Below are 21,998 nucleotides of genomic sequence, written 5' to 3'. Positions count from 1 at the left end.
CGCACAATTATGCTTATTCCGACCGGCACCAGTGTCGGCCTGACCAGTGTCAGCCTGGGAGTCATTCGTGCGATGGAGCGTAAAGGAATGCGTCTTAGCATTTTTAAACCCATCGCCCAGCCCCGTTCTAATGCTGATGCAGAAGATCATACCACTGCGATTGTCCGTCATAACTTCGCAATACCTGCCGCCGAACCCCTGAATATGTCTTACGTCGAAAATCTTCTGGGTGCGGACCAGCAGGATGTTTTGATGGAAGAAATTATTGCCCGCTTTCATGATAACACCCGTGATGCAGAAGTCGTGCTGGTTGAAGGACTGGTACCGGTCCGTAAACATGAATTTGCCAACGCGCTGAACTTTGAAATTGCCCGCACGCTGAATGCCGAGATCATTTTTGTGATGTCACCCGGCAATGATTCTGCGGCACAATTGAAAGAACGTCTGGAGTTTATTCAGAACAGTTTCGGTGGCAAAAAAAATAAACAAATCAAAGGGGTTATCTTTAATAAACTTCATGCCCCGCTCGACGAGCAGGGCCGCACACGCCCGGATCTGTCAGAATTTTTTGAAGATCCAACCGAAACGAAGATTGCCCCTGTCGATATTGACGAACTGAAGGCACAAAGCCCGTTACCGGTGATGGGCATTATCCCCTGGAATTTCGAACTGATTGCGACCCGTGCTATCGATATGTGTCGTCATCTGAATGCCCGTATCGTCAATGAAGGAGACATCAACACCCGACGAATTAAGTCAGTCACCTTCTGTGCCCGCAGCCTGCCCCATATGCTTGAACTTTTCCGTCCGGGGTCATTACTGGTCACCTCCGCTGACCGGCCGGATGTGCTGGTCTCAGCGTGTCTGGCGGCGATGAATGGGGTAGAGCTCGGGGCTATCCTGCTGACCGGCGGCTATGAAATCGACCCCGCCATCAGTAAGCTTTGTTCACGGGCATTACAAACCGGGCTGCCGATATTTACGGTCAATACCAATACCTGGCAAACGTCGTTAAATCTGCAAAGTTTCAACCTGGAAGTGCCGATAGATGACACTCAGCGGGTGGAGAAGATTCAGGAATACGTCGCCAGCCACATCAACACAGACTGGGTCGATTCTCTGAGCAACGCAACGGTGAGCAACCGTCTGCTTTCACCTCCGGCTTTCCGTTATCAGTTGACTGAGCTGGCCCGTCAGGCCTCTAAGCGTATTGTGTTACCTGAGGGGGATGAACCCAGAACAATTAAAGCCGCCGCGATCTGTGCTGCCCGTGGGATCGCCCGTTGTGTGTTACTGGGTGACCCGGACGAAATACATCGTGTCGCGGCCCTGCAGGACGTTACTCTGGGCGATGGCATCGAAATCGTGGACCCGCAACAGGCGCGTGAAAACTACGTCAGCCGTCTTGTGGAACTGCGTAAAAACAAAGGGATGACTGATATCGTTGCCAGAGAACAACTGGAAGATAACGTCGTGCTGGGCACATTGATGCTGGAAAAAGGCGAAGTCGATGGTCTGGTCTCCGGGGCGGTACATACCACTGCCAATACCATTCGCCCGCCACTACAATTGATTAAGACGGCCCCCAACAGTTCTCTGGTCTCATCCGTCTTCTTTATGTTATTGCCGGAACAAGTACTGGTTTACGGTGACTGCGCCATTAACCCGGATCCCAGTGCTGAACAGCTGGCGGAAATTGCTATCCAGTCGGCCGATTCAGCCAAAGCCTTTGGGATTGAACCCCGGGTGGCGATGATTTCCTATTCTACCGGCAATTCCGGAGCAGGCAGCGATGTCGAAAAAGTTCGCGAGGCGACGCGCCTGGCGAAGGACAAACGTCCGGATTTGGTCATTGACGGACCGCTGCAATATGATGCGGCCATTATGGAAGATGTTGCGAAGTCTAAAGCGCCGGATTCTGCGGTTGCCGGCCGTGCGACCGTATTTATCTTCCCGGATCTGAACACCGGTAATACAACCTATAAAGCCGTACAGCGTTCTGCGAACCTGGTCTCTATCGGTCCGATGTTGCAGGGTATGCGTAAACCGGTCAACGACCTTTCCCGCGGAGCATTGGTAGACGACATTGTCTACACCATTGCGTTAACCGCTATTCAGTCGGAACAGGCAGAAAGCCAGAAATAACCGGTCCCCGCAGGCAGCTAAGACAGCTGCCTGCGGAAATAAGGAAATACCGCGATTATGCCTGCAACTCGTTAGAGGCCCGGCGCCCTTCACTGTTGCGGCTCATCCACAACGACAGTGCCTTAAGAGAGTCATCAGTAAACTCGTCACAACGGACAGTGATCTCTTCAGGTGTCATCCAGAAAATCTCAGCGACTTCACTTTCCTGCATGGCAAACGGGCCATGACAGACGCAACTGAACAGTGCGCCCCAGACACGACAATGTTTGTCTTCAAAATAAAATTTCCCGTGCTCGGCAAACGGAATCGCTGCAATACCCAGCTCCTCCTCGGCTTCACGTCGCGCTGATGCCAGGATATCTTCACCGCTTTGCACTACCCCACCGGCTGTCGCATCGAGTTTGCCCGGCATAAAATCCTTATTCTCAGTACGGCGCTGAACCAGTATTTCACCCATCCCGTTATGGACCACTATATAGGTTGCCCGGTGACGGAGACATTCGGCACGCATATGTGTACGACTGGCCGTCGTGATGACTTCATCATTTTCGTTAACAATATCGACCCACTCGATATCATCTTCAGGAATTTGCTCCACCATCCGTAACCCTTTTTTCGCAGATCCACATAACATCTGATTTTATCAGACAATGATGATAATGGGCGTTAATATATTGTTAAATGTCACCCATTGATGACTTTATATTTTTCTTCTTATCCCGTGCTTTTCTCAGCGACTGAACCAGAGGCGTAGGATACTGAGGCAGAGCCTGCTTTTGCGCGATTTCCGGCAGGCTTTTAGCCACCGTTGCCAGGTAACGGTGCTCTCCCCTGGCACGACAAACAACCGGGAAATATCAGGACGGACAACGATGCTCTAAGATCCGGTAACCCATTCCGCAGAAGACATAAACGATTAATATCGGTCTGACTGCCGAACCAGTCGCGATCAGAGAGTCGTGAACAGGATAAGACAAGTATCGTCAATTAACTGTGCCTGGAGGTCACTGTCAGAAATTGACTCTGTCTCCCGCCCGCCGGACTGCACCGGGCGGGAGCACGGTTTACTTCAATGCGCCGGACAAAAACTGCTGCAGACGCGGACTTTCCGGGTGACCAAAGACTTTTTCAGGCGAGCCCTGCTCTTCAATTTTACCCTGATGCAGGAAAATAACCTGGCTTGAGACATGGCGGGCAAATTCCATTTCATGGGTGACCACGACCATAGTTTTTCCTTCTTCCGCCAGTTGCTGCATGATACGTAGCACCTCAGCCACCAGTTCCGGATCCAGTGCGGAAGTGGGTTCATCAAACAGCAAAACTTCCGGCTCCATTGCCAGCGCCCGTGCGATAGAGACACGTTGCTGCTGCCCTCCGGAAAGATGAACCGGATATTTATCCCGGGCACGGGCATCAATACCGACTTTATCGAGGTATTTAATCGCACGCTCACGCGCTTCCTGCTTACTGATCCCCAGCACCCGGACCGGAGCTTCCATCACGTTGTCCAGTACCGTCATATGACTCCACAGGTTAAAGTGCTGGAAGACCATAGTCAGGCGGGTACGTAACTTACGCAGTTGCTCTTTATCCGCCACTTTCAGCTGACCATCTTTATCTCTGACCAGATTAATATTTTCATTATTCAGAGAGATAGAGCCTTCGCTCGGTTTTTCCAGAAAATTTATACAACGCAGAAAAGTACTCTTTCCTGAACCTGAAGAGCCAATAATACTGATCACATCACCTGCCGCAGCCTGTAATGAAACACCCTTCAGGACTTCATGATCCCCATAACGTTTATGGAGCTCTGTCACACTTAATTTTAATTCAGACATAGTAATTCTCAGCGGGATCAGGATTTAACGTGGGGCAGCCAGCGACGTTCTGCTTTGCGGAACAGCGAAATCAGGCAATAAGAGATCACCAGATAGATCACCGCCGCAATACCAAAGGCCGTAAAAGGCTCGTAGGTCGCAGCATTAATATCCCTGGCGATTTTAAGCACATCCGGCACGGTAGCGGTAAACGCCAGAGACGTGGAATGCAGCATCAGGATCACTTCATTGCTGTACGCGGGTAACGCAATACGTAAAGCTGCCGGCAAAATAATGCAACGGTACAGCTTGAACGTTGAAAATCCGTAGGCTCTGGCGGCTTCGATTTCTCCGTGAGGCACAGAGCGGATAGCACCGGCAAAAAGTTCGGTGGTATAGGCACAGGTATTCAGGGTAAACGCCAGCACTGCACAGTTCATTCCGCTACGGAAAAAGGCATTCAGTAACTCGTTACCTTTCACAATTTCCAGGGTATACATTCCAGTGTAGAACACCAGTAACTGCACATAGAGTGGTGTTCCGCGAAAAACATAAGTGAACAGCCAGACCGGCGTGCTGATAAAACGGTTAGGTGACACCCGGGCAATAGCCAGAAACAAGGCCATCACACCGCCAATAGACACCGACAGCACCAGCAACCATAACGTAATAGCGACCCCGGTAATATGATATCCGTCGGTCCATAACAGCGACTTCCAGTAGTCGTGAATAATATCAATCATAATTCAGCCTTTTTCACTCCCACTGAATAGCGGCGTTCCAGCCACCACAACACCCCATTGGAAACCGTGGTAAAAAACAGATAAATCGCGCCGGCAACCAGAGAAAAATAAAACGGCTGCCAGGTACTCTTCCCTGCCAGGGACGTTGCCTTAATCACATCTTCCAGACCGAGTAAGGAAACCAGCGCCGTCGCTTTCAGGATAACCTGCCAGTTATTACCGATAGCCGGCAGTGCAAAACGCATCATCAGCGGAAACTGTATCCGCCGGAAAACCTGAGAAGGGGTCATTCCAAAGGCAGTGGCTGCTTCCACCTGACCCTTGGGTACGGACAGGAAAGCGCCGCGGAACGTTTCAGTGAAGTACGCTCCGTAAATAAACCCGATGGTGGTGATCCCCGCCATCATAGGATCAATATCAAACTGCTCTATACCCAGCAGATCAGTGAACTCATTCAGGGCAATCTGCAAGCCATAATAAATCAGCAGCATTAAAACCAGATCCGGAATACCGCGAATAATGGTGGTATATGCACCAAAAATCGTGGACAACACACGATTCTTCGATAACTTTGCCCCGGCACCTATCAGCCCTAGTACGACCGCCAGTACCACGGAGCTTAATGCCAGTTCAATTGTAACCAGCGCGCCTTTCATAATGACGTCGGTATATCCGTAGAGCATCAACAAATTCCTGCAACAAAATAAATAACCGCTACCCGCCCGGGGCGGGCAGCGAATGACACATTAGCCACCGTACACATTAAAATCGAAATATTTCTTCGCCAGCTTATTGTAAGTCCCGTCTTTACGCATCGCCTCAAACGCTTTATCCACGGCGGTCTTCAGCTCAGTATCTCCTTTACGCAGACCCATGCCGGTACCTACACCGAAAATTTTTGCATCTTTCACCGCCGGGCCGGCAAACGCATATCCTTTCCCGACAGGGCTCTTCAGGAAGCCTTCTCCGGCCTGAACTTCATCCTGGAAAGCGGCATCGAGACGGCCAGCATTCAGATCCTGATACGCCTGATCCTGAGTCGCATAAGAGATAACATTCACCCCTTTCGGACGCCAGTATTGATCGGCATAGGTTTCCTGCGTCGTCCCCTGCTCTACTCCGATACTTTTCCCTTTCAGGGAAGCGACGGTCGGTTGCAGTGCAGAGCCTTTGACCGCAACCAGACGCGCGTTGGCGGCATAGAGTTTGTCAGAGAACGCAATCTGCTCTTCACGTTTCGGTGTAATCGACAGAGCCGAGATAATGGCATCAATCTTTTGCGCTTTCAGCGACGGGATCAGGCTGTCAAAATCACCTTCCACAAAGACGCACCTGGTATGAATACGCTGACAGATATTGTTGGCCAGGTCGATATCAAATCCCACTATCTGTCCGTCAGAATTTTTGGACTCAAAGGGCGGGTACGTCGGGTCTGTGCCGATACGCAGTGTTTGCGGGAGCGCCGCGAATACGCTGCCAACACTGGAAAATGCCAAAACAAGCGAAAGAGCCAAAACACGCTTTTTCATAGATTGCCCTCTGGTTAATTTTTTTATAGTGATTAATCTTACTGTCATGTGTGCAGAAGGAGTTTTGCACATTTCATGCCAGAATGCGCATGTCTTCCGGGAATGGCCGACAATCACGAAAATAGTGTTTTTTTTGCACAAACAGGAATGATGCTGCCGGTGGCAGCCGACTCAGAGGGAAGGTCATGCACCAATAGGGGGATTCAGAAGCACCGGAACGGTGCTTAGAGGGAAAAGTGCACTATTAAGGATCATTTCACCTTAACTTTTGCCCTGCCAGCGGGCAAAGAGGTCTTCAGGTAACGTAATATCGAACTGATCGATCACCCGGTTTACTGTCTGGTCGACAATATCCATCACGCTCTGCGGCCGGTGATAAAATGCAGGCACCGGAGGCATAATAATCGCTCCCATTTCTGCGGCAGTCGTCATCATCCGCAGATGTCCGAGGTGCAGAGGAGTTTCACGCACACCCAATACCAGCTTACGCCGCTCCTTCAGTACGACATCAGCCGCACGTGTCAGCAGGTTGTCACTGTAGCTGTGAACAATGCCGGACAGCGTCTTCATTGAGCATGGAAGCAGCGCCATACCGTCCGTTTTATACGATCCGGAAGAAATACTGGCACCGATATCACGAATGTCATGAACCACATCCGCCAGTGACTGAATATCACGTACAGAATAGTCGCTCTCCAGTGCCAGCGTCTGGCGGGCTGACTGACTCATCACTAAATGGGTTTCCACCTCAGGCACGTTTTTTAAAACTTCCAGCATACGTATACCATAGATAACGCCACTGGCCCCTGATACCCCAACAATCAGCCTCTTCATAACCTGCCCTGCACTTCCTTAAAACGCCTATGATACCGCGGGAGAACGCTGTGAGCGAATGGATTTGCCAAAAAGAACAGGGCGGAAATCCGCCCTGTTCTTTTCTCTGACAACGCCGGTCATTAACCTTCGTTATGCAGCTCCAGATTTTCGGCTTCAGTCTGCCGGGCAATCGCCATCGCGTCGTCATTACGTAACGATTGCAGATAATCCAGATAGGCCTGATCCACGTCTTTAGTCACATAGATACCGTCAAACACCGAACAGTCGAATTGCGTGATTTCCGGGTTTTCTTCCCGCACGGCCGCGACCAGATCGTTAAGATCCTGGAAAATTAACGCATCCGCTTTAATCAGCTGACAAATTTCATCCACTTCCCGTCCGTGAGCAATCAGCTCCGTGACACTGGGCATGTCGATACCATAGACATTCGGGAACCGTACTTCAGGCGCTGCAGAGGCCAGATAAACTTTCTTCGCGCCGGCTTCACGTGCCATTTCGATAATCTGCTCAGAAGTCGTGCCGCGTACAATCGAATCATCGACCAGTAACACGTTTTTATCACGGAATTCGGCACGGTTAGCGTTGAGTTTACGGCGGACCGCACTGCGGCGCATCTGCTGTCCGGGCATAATAAATGTCCGGCCCACATAGCGGTTTTTCACAAACCCCTGACGATAAGGCTTATCAAGGATACGGGCAATTTCCAGTGCCACATCGGTCGAGGTTTCCGGGATGGGGATCACCACATCGATATCCAAATCTTCCCATTCCCGGGCAATTTTTTCGCCCAGTTTCGTCCCCATACGCACACGGGCACTGTAAACAGAAATTTTATCCAGGAAGGAATCCGGACGGGCAAAATAAACATATTCAAACAGGCACGGATTACACTTCGGATTTTCGGCACACTGGCGGGTAGAAAGTTGCCCTTTTTCGGTGATATAGACCGCTTCACCCGGGGCGACATCACGGATAAACTCAAAGCCCAGGGTATCCAGTGCCACGCTTTCGGAAGCCACCATATATTCAACGCGTTGATCCGGCAGAACACGTTTTCCTAATACCAGCGGACGGATACCGTTCGGATCGCGGAACGCGACCATGCCGTGTCCGATGATCATGGAAACGACCGCATAGGCACCCCGCACCTGCTTGTGTAAGGACTCTACCGCCGCAAAGATATTGTCTGCAGACAGCGGGTAATCCTGAAAACGGTCCAGTTCCTGGGCAAAAATGTTCAGCAGCACCTCAGAATCTGAGGTGGTATTGACATGGCGACGACCGTGCTCAAACAGACGGGAACGCAGTTCATGTGCGTTAGTCAGGTTACCGTTATGCGCCAGTGTAATACCGTAAGGGGAGTTTACATAAAAAGGCTGGGCTTCAGAGGCACTTGAGCTACCTGCTGTCGGGTAACGAACATGGCCAATTCCCATGTTTCCCTGTAGGCGCTGCATATGACGTGCTTCAAACACATCGCTCACCAGTCCGTTTGCTTTGCGCAGGCGGAAGCAATTCATGCTATCGATAGTACAGATACCTGCTGCATCCTGACCGCGATGCTGTAATACAGTTAAAGCATCATAAATAGACTGGTTAACCGGCAGAAATCCGGTGATACCGACAATACCGCACATGGTGTCATTTCCTCATTAAGCCGCATCCCCCCGACCTTATGACCGGGGTAAAAAACTCGACGTGCTCTGTAAATAATCAAAAAACCATCTGATGATGTAGCTGAACTGAGGGATCAATTGTGACTGTGTCCAGTCTGTGCTTTTGGAAAACCCGGTGAATGTATCCAGGAAAAAGAGGATAGCCGAAACGATCAGCACGCCCCTTAATGCGCCAAAACAAACACCCAGCACCCGGTCAGTCCCGGACAAGCCGGTTTTTTCCACAAGCGTTCCAATCACATAATTAACAATGGCCCCGACAATTAGCGTCGCAATAAACAGTACGGCTATTGCTACACCATTTCGTACCATGGGTTCTGCAAACCCGGTAAACCAGACGGCCAGATAGGAAAAATAATGACTCGCTACAAAAAACGCACATCCCCAGGTGACTAAAGATAAAGCTTCACGGACAAAGCCCCTGATCAGACTCACAAACGCTGAGAATCCGATAATCCCTATAATGACGTAATCAATCCAGTTCATGAATGTTTCCGGCGCACTATGATCCTTTCTGTCATCTGTTCGCGGCGCATTTTAACAGAAAAAGAAAACGTTTGCGTAGCGTTTTCCCGGACGACAGAAAAAAAGGGGAATGAAATTTTTTATTCATTACCCCGACATTAAAAATATTTATCTGTATGAATTATATAACAATTCAATGAGCAAGACCTGTCCCCCGTTTCCGGGGGCAGGTTCAGCGGGCAGAATACGGCCGTATCACACCGCTCAGGCCGGTTTTACTCTTCAGTTCAGCCACCTGAGACTGCAAATGACTTTTCGAACTGTCCGGACCGACCAGAATGCGGTTGATTTCTCCCTGAACCGGCTCAGCCGGCAGAGAATAAGCCCTGAACCCGGCACTGCGTAGCTGTGCCACAATTTCACTGACTCTGGCAGCATTCTTCAATGCCCCCAATTGAATCACCCAGGCCTGCCCTGACGGCGTTTCCGGTTTACTCTGAGGCTGTGGCGCCGAAGACTGATCATTCAGTGCCTGTAACGCCCTTTCACGCTCACGCTCTTCCTGTATCTGCTTTGCCTTTGCCTTAGCGGCAGCCTCAGTCGCCTGCTGACGGGCACGTTCTTCAGCCTGCTGTTGACGGGCTAACTGTGCCTGCTTCTGACGCTCAGCCTGTTGCTGCTCCAGTTGCTCCTGTCGCTCCTGTTGTTGCCGGAGTTTCTCAGCCTGCGATGAAGCCGAGGGGTTGGCTGCCGTTGAAGAGGCTGTGATCGGGGGCTGACTGTGCGGTGTTACCGGAGCATCTTCTCCGCTACCGTTGTCGGGGGTCACGGTCCCGGCATGGGCAGCCGTACTTGCATCCCCTGCTGCGGTTGACGCCGCCGGAGCTGCGGCCAGCGGTTGAGTGACCGGCGGCACCAGGTCATTGTCCTGTTGATCACCAGGCTTAGGCACCAGGGGAATGGCCGCGAACTCTTCTTTGTAATGTTTTTTCTTACCGTCCAGCAATCCCGGTAAGACAATGACACCGATCGCGACCAGAATAACCGTTCCGACTAAACGATTCTGAAATTTACTCGCCACTTCCCTTCTCCCCTGAGACAGACGTCATCACATGAGCTACCGTATGGAAGGAACCACAAACCAGAATAATGTCCTGAGCATCGGCCTGCTGTTGTGCCGCTTTCCACGCTTCTTCCACCGTAGCAAAACGTTCTGCCTGCGGCAAATGGGCCACCAGTTCCTCAGCACTCGCTCCCCGCGGGCCTCCGAGCGGCGCACAGTACCAGTAATCGACCTGAGGACGGAGTTCGGCCAGCGTACCGGCGATGTCTTTATCGTGCAGCATACCGACCACGGCTCTGACTTTTCCTCTTCGTGCCAGTGTGGCAAGCTGCGAGGCCAGAAATGCGGCGGCATGTGGGTTGTGTGCCACATCCAGGATCACCCGCGGAGATTCACTGACGGTCTGGAAACGCCCGGGAAGGATAATCTCAGGCAGATTTTCACGAATACAGGCTTCGCTGACCTGCAAACCGGACACCCGCAAGGCTGCAAGGGCGGTCGCTGCATTCGGGAGCGGTACCCGGGGCAGAGGTAACCTGCGAAGTTCACCCTGAATATCACGGAAGTCCCAGGCCTGTGCATCCGCCTGATAAGACCACTGCTGATTACGTTGCAGCAGTATCGCGCCTTTATCCGCCGCGACCCGGCCAATCGATGCAGGCATATCAGGTTCACCGACGACCGCTGGTTTACCGCTGCGGAAAACGCCGGCTTTCTCACGACCAATGCTTTCACGATCCGGCCCCAGCCAGTCAGTATGGTCGAGCGCAATACTGGTGATCACCGCCACATCCGCATCAACGATATTGGTTGCATCCAGCCTGCCACCCAGCCCGACTTCCAGGATCACCACATCCAGATCCGCCTGGCGGAACAACTGTAATGCAGACAAGGTGCTGTATTCGAAATACGTCAGCGACGTATCCCCGCGCCCCTGTTCGATGATCGAGAAGCTCTGCGTATGCTCCGCTTCACTCAGTTCCTGTGACTGTATACGAACCCGTTCAGTGTATCGGACCAGATGGGGTGAACTGTAGACCCCGACACGATAACCCGCAGCAATAAGCAAGGCTTCAAGTGTCCGGCAGGTTGTCCCTTTACCATTGGTCCCGGCGACGGTAAAAACAAAGGGGGCCGGTCTCAACAGGTTCAGTTGAGTCGCAACACGACGCACACGCTCAAGCCCTAAGTCGATGGCCTGGCTGTGCAGATTTTCGAGATAAGTAAGCCACGTGGCAAGGGGCGACGTGGCTTGAGGTAGATGAAGATTTTCCATGTGTCCCGTTGATGTTATTACGGTGCATAGGTAAAAGACGCTATAAAAGCGTCTTTTTCATACCTGTCAGGCCTCGTCATGTTCCGCTTCAGTCTTTACATCCGACTGATGGGTTTCATGAAGTGGTGCCGGCAGATTCATCATTTTTGCCAGTAAACTTGCCAGCTTAAAGCGCATATTCGGGCGACGGACAATCATATCAATCGCCCCTTTTTCGATCAGAAACTCACTGCGCTGGAAGCCCGGTGGCAGTTTCTCGCGGACCGTCTGTTCGATAACACGCGGACCGGCAAAACCGATCAGTGCTTTCGGCTCAGCGATATTCAGGTCACCCAGCATCGCAAAGCTTGCCGATACACCGCCCATGGTCGGGTCGGTCAGTACCGAAATATAAGGCAATCCGCGTTCACGCATTTTTGCCAGTGCTGCACTGGTTTTCGCCATTTGCATCAGTGACATCAGCGCTTCCTGCATACGCGCCCCGCCGCTGGCAGAGAAGCAGATAAACGGACAGTTGTCTTCCAGAGCCTGCTCAACACCACGAATAAAACGTGCGCCGACCACAGACCCCATTGAGCCGCCCATAAAAGCGAACTCAAATGCAGCGGCAACGACAGGCATACCGTGCAGTTCACCTTTCATGACCACCAGTGCATCTTTCTCGCCGGTGCTCTTCTGCGCTGCCAGTAAACGGTCTTTATATTTTTTTGAGTCGCGGAACTTCAGAACATCTTTTGGTTCCAGTTCGCTGCCCAGCTCGACCAGGGTATCCTGATCCATAAAGGAGGTCAGACGATCACGGGCATGCATACGCATATGGTGATCACATTTCGGACAGACTTCGAGGTTACGCTCCAGTTCTGCACGGTACAGCACCTGGTCGCAACTATCACATTTTGTCCAGACCCCTTCAGGAATACTCGCTTTACGCGTCGGGGTTACATTATTCTTACTAAGAATTCGTTCAATCCAGCTCATTGATGACCTTTCTGTTTGAACCTGGGTTTTCCAGTTGTATTGTTCCTGCTGAATTTTTATTCAACAGCCGCTAAATGACGCCCATTAAACCACAACCTGTCGAGACTGTGGATAAAAATCTGGCGGACGTGTCCCGGGCCTGCAGAAAAAACTAGTTCTTCCGCACTGCCTGTCGGCGTTGCCGCCAGAATTCGATCAGTCCGGGCAGCACAGAAACGACGATAATCGCCACAATCAACAGATTGAGATTTTTCTGTACGACCGGCAGATCGCCAAAAAGATAACCGGCATAGCTGAACAGCAGTACCCACGCCAGTGCCCCGGCAATATTAAACATCCCGAAACGACGATAAGACATTTTCCCCATACCGGCGACGAAAGGCGCAAAGGTACGGATGATCGGGATGAAACGTGCCAGTATAATCGTTTTTCCGCCATGCTTCTCGTAGAAACCGTGGGTTTTCTCCAGGTGACTGCGGCGGAAGATCTTAGACTGCGGACGACTGAATAACTTATCGCCAAACAGACGACCTATTGTATAGTTAACCGCATCGCCGGCAATGGCAGCCACCACCATCACCAGTGCCAGCAGATGGATATTCAACTCATTTCCCGGTAATGCCGCCAGCGCGCCGCCCACAAACAACAACGAGTCGCCCGGCAGGAAAGGTGTGACCACCAGCCCGGTTTCACAGAAAATAATCAGAAACAGAATGGCATAAATCCATGTGCCATATTCCGCCACCAGCTGCGCCAGATGCACGTCAATGTGCAGGATGAAATCGATAATAAGATGGATATATTCCATGACGTGTTAATCCTTCTGAAATGTCATCTGATCCTGCATCAGAAACAACGGACCGGGCTCCGGCTCGGGTAAGGCGAACTCAGGGGGATAATCCACCGCAACCAGGTATAAACCTTCCGCTCTGGCCGTAGCCGCCGCCAGTTTACGATCTCTCGCCGCCAGCAAATCAGCCATCCAGGACTCCGGCTGATTACCGCACCCCACTTCCATCAGACTGCCTACAATATTACGCACCATATGGTGAACAAAGGCATTGGCTTTGATGTCGACGATCACAAACGCGCCCTGACGCCAGACATGCACATGGTGAATATTTCTCCAGGGAGTTTTTGACTGGCAATGCACTGCGCGAAAAGACGTAAAGTCATTTTCTCCCAGCAGACTTTGCGCTGCACGATGCATCGATGCTGCATCCAGCGGATGATAGAAATGCGTTATCCCCTGCCCGAGGATGGCAGGACGCAGACGCTGGTTAAAAATAATGTAGCGATAGCGTCTGGCGGTCGCACTGAACCGGGCATGAAAATCCTCTGAAACGCTTTTCACCCAACGCACCGCAATATCTTTCGGCAGATTCGCATTCACTCCCAGCGTCCAGGCGCTATCGGCCCGCTGAACCGTGGTTTCAAAATGAACAACCTGTCCCGTGCCATGCACACCGGCATCGGTACGTCCGGCACAGAACACATTGACCTCATGGTCGGCCACCTTAGATAAGGCTTTTTCCAGCGCACCCTGAACACTGCGAACCTCCGGCTGACGTTGCCAGCCGTAATAACGGCTGCCATCGTACTCAATACCCAGTGCCAGTTTTTGTGTCTTAACTTCAGACATGCTTACAGATACTCCTGCACCAGACGTTCAGCTACTTTCACCGCCATCAATGCCCCACCGAAGCGGACATTATCGGCGACAGACCAGAACTGTAATTGCTCCGGGATACCGTAGTCATTATGGACGGCACCGATGCAAAGCTGGCCATTGCCGCTGGCATCCGCGACCGGGGTCGGGTAGTCCCCTTCATCGCTCAGTGCGATATCGCTGTTCATCGCCAGGTCGTTACGTGCCTCATCGGCCGAGTAGGGACGCAAGGTTTCCATCAGCACACTCTGAGCATTGCCGTAGAAAACCGGCGCCTGAATGGCACTGACCGACACCGGTAACCCTTCGTCCTGCAGAATTTTGCGGATCTGGTCGACCATACGGCGGTTCACGGCAACACTGCCCTGCTCATCCGGCACCAGAGGTAACAGGTTAAAGGCCAGCTGGCGGCCAAAATAGTGCTCCTCCGGCGGAATACCGTTCAGCAGACGGGCGCTCTCCCCGGCCAGGCCATCCACGGCGGCTTTACCGTGAGCAGAGGCAGAAATCAGCGTTGTCACCTGCAGGCGTCCCAGGCCGGCAGTATCCGCCAGCGGTTTAATGGCACATAACAACTGGCTGACCAGACTGTCGGCCACCGACACAATGTTACGGTTACGGTAATCCGCCAGTACGTGCGGGTTAACATCCGCAATCACCAAAGGGACATCCGGGGAGAGTGCAAACAGCGGACTGCTGTCGATGACCAGACAGCCGGCATTTGCCGCCAGTTCAGCATAACGGGCAGAAGCTTCTGTCCCGGCCACGAAGAAAGCCAGCTGAGCCTGCGACCAGTCAAAATCAGCCGCATCACTCACCCGATGATTTTTATTATCAACACGCACCGTTTCTCCGGCACTGCTTTCGCTGGCTAATAAAAATAGTTCGCCAACCGGGAACTGACGCTCCGTCAGCAACTCCAGTACAGCGCTTCCTACTGCACCGGTTGCTCCTAAAAGCGCGATATTCCAGCCGTCAGACATGTGGGTTTACTCCAGAAAACAAAAAAGAAAGCGGTGTCACACACCGCCTGAACAGATTATGGTCACCGCTGAGAAATCAGCAGGTACCGGTAAATTTTGCGGTGAAGCCAAGCTGCTGCAGTTTTTCGGCCGTGGCTGCCGTATCACAGTCCACCTGCAACGAAGACCATTCACGTCGCTCCTGATAGTGCTTACGCAGACGGTCAAATTCCCCGGCCTGACCGGCCACAGCACGCAGTAGTGCGTCATCACGGCGCACATCATACACCAGATGGGCCAGACGTTTTAGCATTGCCTGAGAGCACTCGCCGTTCAGGGTGATTTGCCCGATATCCGGCGCGGGTAACAACTCAGACAGTGAAACCTGACGGGGCTGACCAATAAACGCTGACCAGGCCTCGAATACCTGCGTGGTGCCGCGGGCTTTGCCTTCCAGGGTATACCCGGCAATATGGGCCGTGGCAATGTCAGTCTTCGCCAGCAGAGGTAAAGAGAGTTCCGGTTCCGGCTCCCAGACATCCAGAACCACAGAGAGGTCATTTCGCTGGTTCAGCACCGTTAACAGCGCTGCGTTATCCACCACCGGGCCACGACAGGCGTTGATCAGAATAGTGCCGGGATTCAGGGCCTCCAGCAGGGTCTGATCCGCAAGATGCCATGTTTTATACGGGCCTTCTTTATAGAGTGGCGTGTGAAAGGTCAGGACATCGGCTTCACGCACCAGGGTTTCCAGTGAATGAAATTCGCCTGACTCACCGCGATCCGCCCGCGGTGGATCACAAATCAGTGTTTTGATCCCCAGCGCTTCGAAACGGCGTTGCAGTCTGCCGCCGACATTCCCTGCACCGACGATACCGACCGTCCGGTCCGTCAGCAGGAAGCCATCACGCTCAGCCAGGGCCAGCAATGCAGAGAAAACATACTCGACCACGGCAATGGCGTTACACCCGGGGGCAGCCGAGTAAGCAACGCCGGCAGCCTGCAGATCAGCCGTATTCAGATGATCCATTCCGGCCGTTGCCGTACCGACAAAACGTACCGCCGTATTTTCCAGCAGTGCCTGATCCACCCGGGTGATGGAGCGCACCATCAGTCCATCGGCTGTGGTCAGTTGTTCAGAGGAAAGTGAGCGGCCTGGCGCACTTTCAACGTCTGCCAGCTGACTGAATAATTCACGGGCATACGGCATATTTTCATCGACAACAATTTTCACTGCACTTGTCCTGTTCCACCGGAAATATCCGGTTATTCTGGCATAAACCCGGAGGGAAAACATCCGTCGATTCTTTCAGATTTGCGCTTGCTATGCGCCGCCGGCTAAGTCATCTTAATTGCCCGGGATATCCTCCCTGAATAACCCCCCCGCAGGCGTTACGGTGTCAGGTAGCGCAGAGTATGTTGTTGAAGGAACTGCTATGAACTTTCTTTTCCCGCTGGGAGCGGTGCTGATTTGGGCCATCAACTCCGTCGTCAGTAAACTGACGGTCGGGCTGATCACCCCGGAGGCCATCTCTTTTTACCGCTGGAGTATAGCACTGCTGGTACTGAGCCCTTTTGTGCTGCCCGGGGTTATCCGTAACCGGCACGCCTTATGGCGTAACCGCTGGCGGCTGCTTATCCTGGGCGCACTGGGCATGGTGCTGTACCAGAGCCTGGCCTATTTTGCGGCACGGACGGTCAGCGCGCTGTTTATCGGCATTATGGTCGCCAGCATCCCGCTGATGACGGTTATTTTCAGTCTGTTTATTCTACGGCTGGCACCGACGGTGGGGATTGTTATCGGTACAGTGCTGTCGTTTGTCGGGCTGAGCTGGCTTATCAGTGCCGGTCATCCTCTGCAACTCCTTCATCAGGGGTTAGGCAGCGGTGAACTGATGATGGTGATAGCGGCTGCAGCCTATGCCCTTTACGGTGTGCTGACCAAACGCTGGGCCATGGCGCTGCCTCAGTGGCAGAGCCTGTATGTGCAGATCATTTTCGCCATTATTTTATTATTACCGGGTTTCCTGCTGACGCCGGACATCGCCCTGACCCCGAAAAATATCCCTCTGGTCTTATATGCCGCGATCCCGGCCTCGATTCTTGCGCCGTACCTGTGGATCCAGGGCGTCATGAGACTGGGGGCCAACACTGCCAGCATTTTCCTTAACCTGTCACCGGTCTTTACCGCCATTATTGCTATTCTTTTTCTGCACGAAAAGATGCATAGCTGGCACTGGATTGGTGGCGGGCTGACGCTGATTGGAGTCATTCTGGCCCAGCGGCTACGGACACCTCTTTCGCGCGCCCGCCGGTAATTCCCGCGCGGGATCACGACGACTGCGGCGTGTTTAACCAATAATCCCCCCTTATTGCTTGGGATTTCACGGGGGGATTGGTATCATAGTCAGATACACTCCGGCTTACCCCGGCCTGAATTCTCTTTTGCTGGAATGTTTGTCATGCAACCACTCCGCGGCCCTTCTGAGGTCTCGGGTGACAGAAATTCGTCTGTTCATCCGAAAAATACATCTCCTTCCGTTGCCTCTGCCCCGCTAACATCGGCGCAGCGGACGACGCTGGAACGCATTATTGTTAAAATCATGGCTATCAGCTCGCTGAAATCTGCGGAGCTTTGGGCAGGTATACGCCATCAGGCCGGAGTCAGCAACGATAGCGAATTACTCGCCAGTCATTATCCGGTTGCCGAACACTGGCTGTCAGAGAAACTGACGCAGGAACAAAACAGTCACTCGGTACGCCTGCTGTTACAGCAACTGACGGCGCTGTTACCCCGGGGCAATAACCGCCAGGCCGTCAGTGACTTTATCCGTCAGCAATTTGGTCAGACTGTACTGAGTTCGCTGACCCGTCCTCAGCTGCAACAGGTGCTGACTATGCTGCAGAACGGACAGATGGATATCCCGCAACCGCAGCAGCTTCGTGTGACAGACAGGACTCTTCTGCCGGCAGAACATCAGAACTTACAGCAACAGGTGATCCGGCTGACTATCTCCGGCGGCGGGACCCCTGCCTCGGTCTGGCAAAACATCTTCAGCCTGGTGTCGCTGAAAAATGGCGACCCGATCCCGTCACGCTACTATCCGCTGCTGACACAGTATCTGACGGCTCGTATTACCCTGAGTACGCAAACAACCCCGTTCACTTTGCAGGCGTTACTGGCATCATTAAAACAACCACCGACAGAAGAAGAAATCAGGTATCTTCAGCACGACGGTGGAAAAACACTTTCCCCGTCACAGCCACTGACCCTTGTGCGGGCCGAAGATATTTTACATCAACTGTTTCGTTTCCGGGCTGAAACGCTGAGACAGGGAGCCCGTAAGGAAACAGATCTCAGCCCGCGTCCGGAAAATGCAACGGCCATAACGCCCTCTTCCTCTGCCGCCAGCTCACGCATACCGCTTATCGGGTGGCTGATAGTACTGGCTGTCTTTGTGGCTCTGGCGGTGTGGTTGTTTTAACAACCACACTCACCCCCCGCGTCTGCAACGGGCCACCGGCCCGGCGGCAGACCGCGGGTGACAGGCAGGTTGTCACGCTGCCAGAAATCCAGCCCGCCACTCAGTTCGCGCACATAAAATCCCGCACGGGCCAGTTTCAACGCACCTTTGGTTGAGCCGTTACAGCCGATACCATCACAATAGGTAATATAGAGTTTCTGTGGATCCAGAGCAGCCAGTGTCTCTCCGGTCATTGTCCGGTGCGGAAAACTGACGGCCCCGGGGATATGTCCCTGCTCATAGAGCGGCAATGCCCGGACATCAAGCACTACAATTTGCGGATTCTGCTGCCGCAGATCTTCGGCCAGGTCCGCGGCATCGGTATAACACGCCAGTTTCTTCGCCAGATAATCGGCTGATTCCTGCGGACTGACGTCCGGAAATAAATGATAGTGGTTCATACGTTTACTCCTTGCCTGTTTCTGTCAGAGTACTGCATGATAATGCCCTATATAAGACCACTTTCAGTCATGGATTAAGACCACTTAATGACACCCTCCCCCTGGCTGGTACTCTTTCAGGATCTCAGCGGACGCCCCCGACGGGAACGGCTGTGCGAAGCCATGCGGCAGGCTATCCACCTGGGCCACCTGACGCCAGGTCAGAAGATGCCATCTACCCGCCAGCTGGCAGTTGATCTCTCTTTGTCCCGGGTCACCACCGAGGCCGCTTACAGTCAGCTGGAAAGCGAAGGCTATCTGACCCGTTATCAGGGCAGAGGCAGCTTTGTCAGTGAGACCCCGCGGCGTATCCCTCGCCCTGCTGTTTCGGCATCCGCCTTCCCGGCCAGAGCCCTGTCGGTCCGGGGGCAACAAATAGCCGATACCGGCGGTTGTCAGGACCCGGCATTTCCCCTGCCTTTCGCGGCGGGTTCCCCGGATGTACGCGAGTTCCCGCTGGATCTGTGGCGAAAAATATATACCGGGATACTGAATGAACGAGGCAGGTTGCTGATGGGTTACGGTGATCCGCAGGGATTACCTGAACTGCGGACTGTCATCCGTGATTACCTGGCGCTTTCACGGCAGGTCAGTTGCTCCCCGGAACAGATTGTGATCCTGAGCAGTTCACAGCAGGCCTTGCAACTGCTCAGCCTGTTGCTGCTCGACCCCGGGGACACCGTACTGACAGAGCAGGCCTGTTATCCCGGCGCCAGCAATGCATTTTTATCCGCCGGTGCACAATTGATCCCCCTGACTCTGGATGCCGAAGGCGCTCAGGTGCCCGACAGACCGGCCCGGCTGGCCTACCTGACCGCTGCCCATCAGTATCCGCTCGGAATGTCGCTTAGCGCAGCCCGGCGTAATCTCTGGCTGGACTGGGCAAAACAGCATAACAGCTGGCTGATTGAGGATGATTATGACGGCGAGTTTCATTACCAGAATGCGCCGTTACCCGCCCTGCACTCTGCGGATCGTCACGGACGGGTCATTTATCTCGGGACCTTCTCAAAGAGCCTGTTTCCCTCACTACGTCTCGCCTGGATGGTACTCCCGCCGGCGCTGGTCAGTGCCGTTGTCCGGGCCCGCACGGTCAGTGATGGCCACACACCTCAACTGTCACAGGCGGTCACCGCGACATTTATCCGGCAGGGACACTTTGCTCACCATCTTCGCCGGATGCGGATGCTCTATGCAGCCAGGCGCCAGTTGCTGATTTCCTCTCTGGATGAGCACCTGTCGTCAAGGCTACGTCTGATGCCGGGCGATGGCGGACTGCAGCTAACGGTTGAATTACTGCACGGCGACGAACAACTGCTGACCCGGCAGGCTCGGCAACACGGACTGATACTGCCACCGCTGTCACCACTCTATATAACGCAGGAAAAGAAGTACGGCTGGATCCTTGGCTATTCAGCCCTGCAACGGGCTGAAATTCTGCGGGCTTGTCAGGTGTTACGGGAAGTTATGGGATGAAACAACAACCGGACACTGATAGCCAGCCCCGTTAACGCGGCCACGGCACCGGCAAGATACACAGAGCTATAACCAAAGCCACTGGCCAGTAATCCGGCCAGCGGACCGCTTACCCCATAGGCGATATCCTGAAACGCGGAGAAGCAACCGAGTGCCGTCCCTCTGACCCGTGCATCCACACTTTTTACGACTTCCACGCCCATAGCCGGAAAGATCAGTGAACATCCGCAGCCGGTCAATGCCGCGCCGGTAAATGCCATCCACTCCTGACGCCCGAAAGCCAGTAATAACAGCCCGGCAGCTTCTGCCAGCAACGAGATAACAGAAACCCGTACACCGCCAATTTTATCGGGAAGCTTGCCAAAAATAAGCCGGATGACCACATAAGCCAGCCCGAAGACGGTCAGCGTATAACCGGCATTCCCCCAGTGACGTTCCGCAAAATAGAGTGAGGTGAAAGCCCCGATCACCGCAAAACCGACACCCTGTAGTGCCAGCACCGCGCCCGGTGTCAGTACCTGTTTTATTACACTGAACAGCGGGATCCGCTGACCCGGTGTCGCAGGCACCGCACGGACACGACTGCTGCAGAGTAATGCCAGTACAGGACAACAGATGGCGGCTGCACTGACCCCGGTAAAACCATAATGATGCTGGATCAGTAATCCTACCGGTGCCCCGGCAGCCAGCGCACCATAAATAGCCATGCCATTCCAGGACATTACAATTCCCGAACGCTTCGGGCCAATCAGGCCCAGTCCCCAGGTCAGGTTACCGGTAAAGAGCAGGCTTTCACCGAAACCGAGTAACACCCGGCCGAGCAGTAATAACCCGAACTGCATAAACAGCATTCCGGATAAGCACGCCGAACAGAGATAGGCAACACCGACAAAAATAATCACCACCATGCCCGATAAGGTGGTTCGTTTCGCACCGTGCTGATCGGCTCTGATACCCGCGAAACCCCGGGTCAGTAAGGTGGCAAAAAACTGAATACCGACGGCCAGCCCGACCATGAAATCATTCATCCCCAGTTGCTGATGAACATACAACGGGATCACAGGCAGGGCCAGTCCGGCGGTCAGATAGGTGAGAAAAACCGAAAATGAAGTGAGTGCAACAGGGAACGTCCCGGGCGTCGCCTCTGCAGACGGGGATGCGGGTTCAGTCATAAGTAAAACTCCGGTGACTTCAGGCGACAGGCTCCGCCTGGCGGCACACCCTGCCCGATGATCCTAAATGAAAAATTGTGACACAGTGAAAGGCATTGTCAAAAAAGAGCGCCCGAATCGTCAAACAACACCTTCTTCGCGGTGCCGTGCTCAGCAACCGTCTTCAGGCCCCCGCTGACGATACCTCACAATCACTCACCGGAGCAGGCAGCGACGCGTCGGTCAA

21 protein-coding genes are annotated in these 21,998 nt (G+C 53.2%); 4 read left to right on the top strand and 17 right to left on the bottom strand.

Annotated elements, in window-relative coordinates; all coding sequences use genetic code 11:
• Positions 1 to 9: 9 nt before the first annotated feature.
• Positions 10 to 2,145: a phosphate acetyltransferase gene (pta, locus tag GTPT_RS08280; protein ID WP_025903328.1), complete on the top strand. Its 2,136-nt coding sequence runs from the start codon at positions 10 to 12 to the stop codon at positions 2,143 to 2,145.
• A gap of 55 nt (positions 2,146 to 2,200) precedes the next feature.
• Here the strand turns inward: pta and yfcD are convergent, their stop codons facing one another.
• The 15 genes from yfcD to pdxB all read right to left on the bottom strand — a co-directional run bounded on the left by yfcD (position 2,201) and on the right by pdxB (position 16,394).
• Positions 2,201 to 2,746, bottom strand: coding sequence for an NUDIX hydrolase YfcD (gene yfcD, locus GTPT_RS08275; RefSeq protein ID WP_025903327.1), 546 nt, complete (start codon positions 2,744 to 2,746; stop codon positions 2,201 to 2,203).
• A 463-nt stretch (positions 2,747 to 3,209) separates the two neighbouring features.
• Positions 3,210 to 3,983, bottom strand: a complete 774-nt coding sequence (gene hisP / locus GTPT_RS08270) for a histidine ABC transporter ATP-binding protein HisP (protein ID WP_025903326.1) — start codon at positions 3,981 to 3,983, stop codon at positions 3,210 to 3,212.
• A 17-nt stretch (positions 3,984 to 4,000) separates the two neighbouring features.
• The gene (locus GTPT_RS08265; RefSeq protein ID WP_025903325.1) at positions 4,001 to 4,705 is read right to left on the bottom strand and encodes an ABC transporter permease; all 705 of its coding nucleotides are present in this window, start codon (positions 4,703 to 4,705) and stop codon (positions 4,001 to 4,003) included.
• Positions 4,702 to 5,388: a histidine ABC transporter permease HisQ gene (locus GTPT_RS08260; RefSeq protein ID WP_025903324.1), complete on the bottom strand. Its 687-nt coding sequence runs from the start codon at positions 5,386 to 5,388 to the stop codon at positions 4,702 to 4,704. The genes GTPT_RS08265 and GTPT_RS08260 overlap by 4 nt, the downstream gene beginning before the upstream one ends.
• A gap of 63 nt (positions 5,389 to 5,451) precedes the next feature.
• A complete protein-coding gene (locus GTPT_RS08255; RefSeq protein WP_029989498.1) occupies positions 5,452 to 6,234 on the bottom strand; it encodes a lysine/arginine/ornithine ABC transporter substrate-binding protein in 783 nt (260 codons plus the stop codon).
• Between the two features lie 261 nt (positions 6,235 to 6,495).
• Positions 6,496 to 7,068 carry a UbiX family flavin prenyltransferase gene (locus GTPT_RS08250; protein ID WP_025903322.1) on the bottom strand — a complete coding sequence of 191 codons (573 nt, stop codon included), beginning with the start codon at positions 7,066 to 7,068 and terminating at the stop codon, positions 6,496 to 6,498.
• A gap of 122 nt (positions 7,069 to 7,190) precedes the next feature.
• Entirely contained in the window at positions 7,191 to 8,708 is a 1,518-nt protein-coding gene (gene purF, locus GTPT_RS08245; protein ID WP_025903321.1) for an amidophosphoribosyltransferase, read from the bottom strand.
• 36 nt (positions 8,709 to 8,744) lie between these two features.
• Complete coding sequence (gene cvpA / locus GTPT_RS08240) at positions 8,745 to 9,233, bottom strand: colicin V production protein (protein ID WP_025903320.1); 489 nt, start codon at positions 9,231 to 9,233, stop codon at positions 8,745 to 8,747.
• A gap of 211 nt (positions 9,234 to 9,444) precedes the next feature.
• The gene (locus GTPT_RS08235; protein ID WP_025903319.1) at positions 9,445 to 10,293 is read right to left on the bottom strand and encodes an SPOR domain-containing protein; all 849 of its coding nucleotides are present in this window, start codon (positions 10,291 to 10,293) and stop codon (positions 9,445 to 9,447) included.
• Entirely contained in the window at positions 10,283 to 11,551 is a 1,269-nt protein-coding gene (folC, locus tag GTPT_RS08230) for a bifunctional tetrahydrofolate synthase/dihydrofolate synthase (protein WP_029989496.1), read from the bottom strand. The genes GTPT_RS08235 and folC overlap by 11 nt, the downstream gene beginning before the upstream one ends.
• 66 nt (positions 11,552 to 11,617) lie before the next feature.
• Positions 11,618 to 12,529 (bottom strand): acetyl-CoA carboxylase, carboxyltransferase subunit beta, encoded by a 912-nt coding sequence (gene accD / locus GTPT_RS08225; RefSeq protein ID WP_025903317.1) that lies wholly within the window; start codon positions 12,527 to 12,529, stop codon positions 11,618 to 11,620.
• 151 nt (positions 12,530 to 12,680) lie between these two features.
• Positions 12,681 to 13,337 carry a DedA family protein gene (locus GTPT_RS08220; RefSeq protein ID WP_029989494.1) on the bottom strand — a complete coding sequence of 219 codons (657 nt, stop codon included), beginning with the start codon at positions 13,335 to 13,337 and terminating at the stop codon, positions 12,681 to 12,683.
• Between the two features lie 6 nt (positions 13,338 to 13,343).
• The gene (truA, locus tag GTPT_RS08215) at positions 13,344 to 14,171 is read right to left on the bottom strand and encodes a tRNA pseudouridine(38-40) synthase TruA (RefSeq protein ID WP_025903315.1); all 828 of its coding nucleotides are present in this window, start codon (positions 14,169 to 14,171) and stop codon (positions 13,344 to 13,346) included.
• Positions 14,172 to 14,173: 2 nt separating this feature from the next.
• A complete protein-coding gene (locus tag GTPT_RS08210; RefSeq protein ID WP_025903314.1) occupies positions 14,174 to 15,181 on the bottom strand; it encodes an aspartate-semialdehyde dehydrogenase in 1,008 nt (335 codons plus the stop codon).
• A 76-nt stretch (positions 15,182 to 15,257) separates the two neighbouring features.
• The gene (gene pdxB, locus GTPT_RS08205) at positions 15,258 to 16,394 is read right to left on the bottom strand and encodes a 4-phosphoerythronate dehydrogenase PdxB (RefSeq protein ID WP_025903313.1); all 1,137 of its coding nucleotides are present in this window, start codon (positions 16,392 to 16,394) and stop codon (positions 15,258 to 15,260) included.
• A 202-nt stretch (positions 16,395 to 16,596) separates the two neighbouring features.
• On the opposite strand from pdxB, the gene GTPT_RS08200 reads away from it, so the two are divergent.
• Positions 16,597 to 17,478, top strand: a complete 882-nt coding sequence (locus tag GTPT_RS08200; RefSeq protein ID WP_025903312.1) for a DMT family transporter — start codon at positions 16,597 to 16,599, stop codon at positions 17,476 to 17,478.
• Between the two features lie 144 nt (positions 17,479 to 17,622).
• Positions 17,623 to 18,645, top strand: a complete 1,023-nt coding sequence (flk, locus tag GTPT_RS08195) for a flagella biosynthesis regulator Flk (protein ID WP_029989492.1) — start codon at positions 17,623 to 17,625, stop codon at positions 18,643 to 18,645.
• Here the strand turns inward: flk and GTPT_RS08190 are convergent.
• On the bottom strand, positions 18,642 to 19,085 hold the full coding sequence (locus GTPT_RS08190; protein ID WP_029989490.1) for a rhodanese-like domain-containing protein: 444 nt from the start codon (positions 19,083 to 19,085) through the stop codon (positions 18,642 to 18,644). The two genes, flk and GTPT_RS08190, sit on opposite strands and share 4 nt — an antisense overlap.
• Before the next feature lie 87 nt (positions 19,086 to 19,172).
• On the opposite strand from GTPT_RS08190, the gene pdxR reads away from it, so the two are divergent.
• A complete protein-coding gene (pdxR, locus tag GTPT_RS08185) occupies positions 19,173 to 20,600 on the top strand; it encodes a MocR-like pyridoxine biosynthesis transcription factor PdxR (RefSeq protein WP_029989489.1) in 1,428 nt (475 codons plus the stop codon).
• Here pdxR and GTPT_RS08180 read toward each other — a convergent pair.
• Complete coding sequence (locus GTPT_RS08180; RefSeq protein WP_025903310.1) at positions 20,573 to 21,772, bottom strand: arabinose transporter; 1,200 nt, start codon at positions 21,770 to 21,772, stop codon at positions 20,573 to 20,575. The genes pdxR and GTPT_RS08180 overlap by 28 nt on opposite strands.
• Positions 21,773 to 21,998: the final 226 nt, after the last annotated feature.

The organism is Tatumella ptyseos ATCC 33301, from assembly GCF_000735525.1.
Classification (GTDB): domain Bacteria; phylum Pseudomonadota; class Gammaproteobacteria; order Enterobacterales; family Enterobacteriaceae; genus Tatumella; species Tatumella ptyseos.
This window is presented reverse-complemented; position numbering and strand designations above follow the sequence as displayed.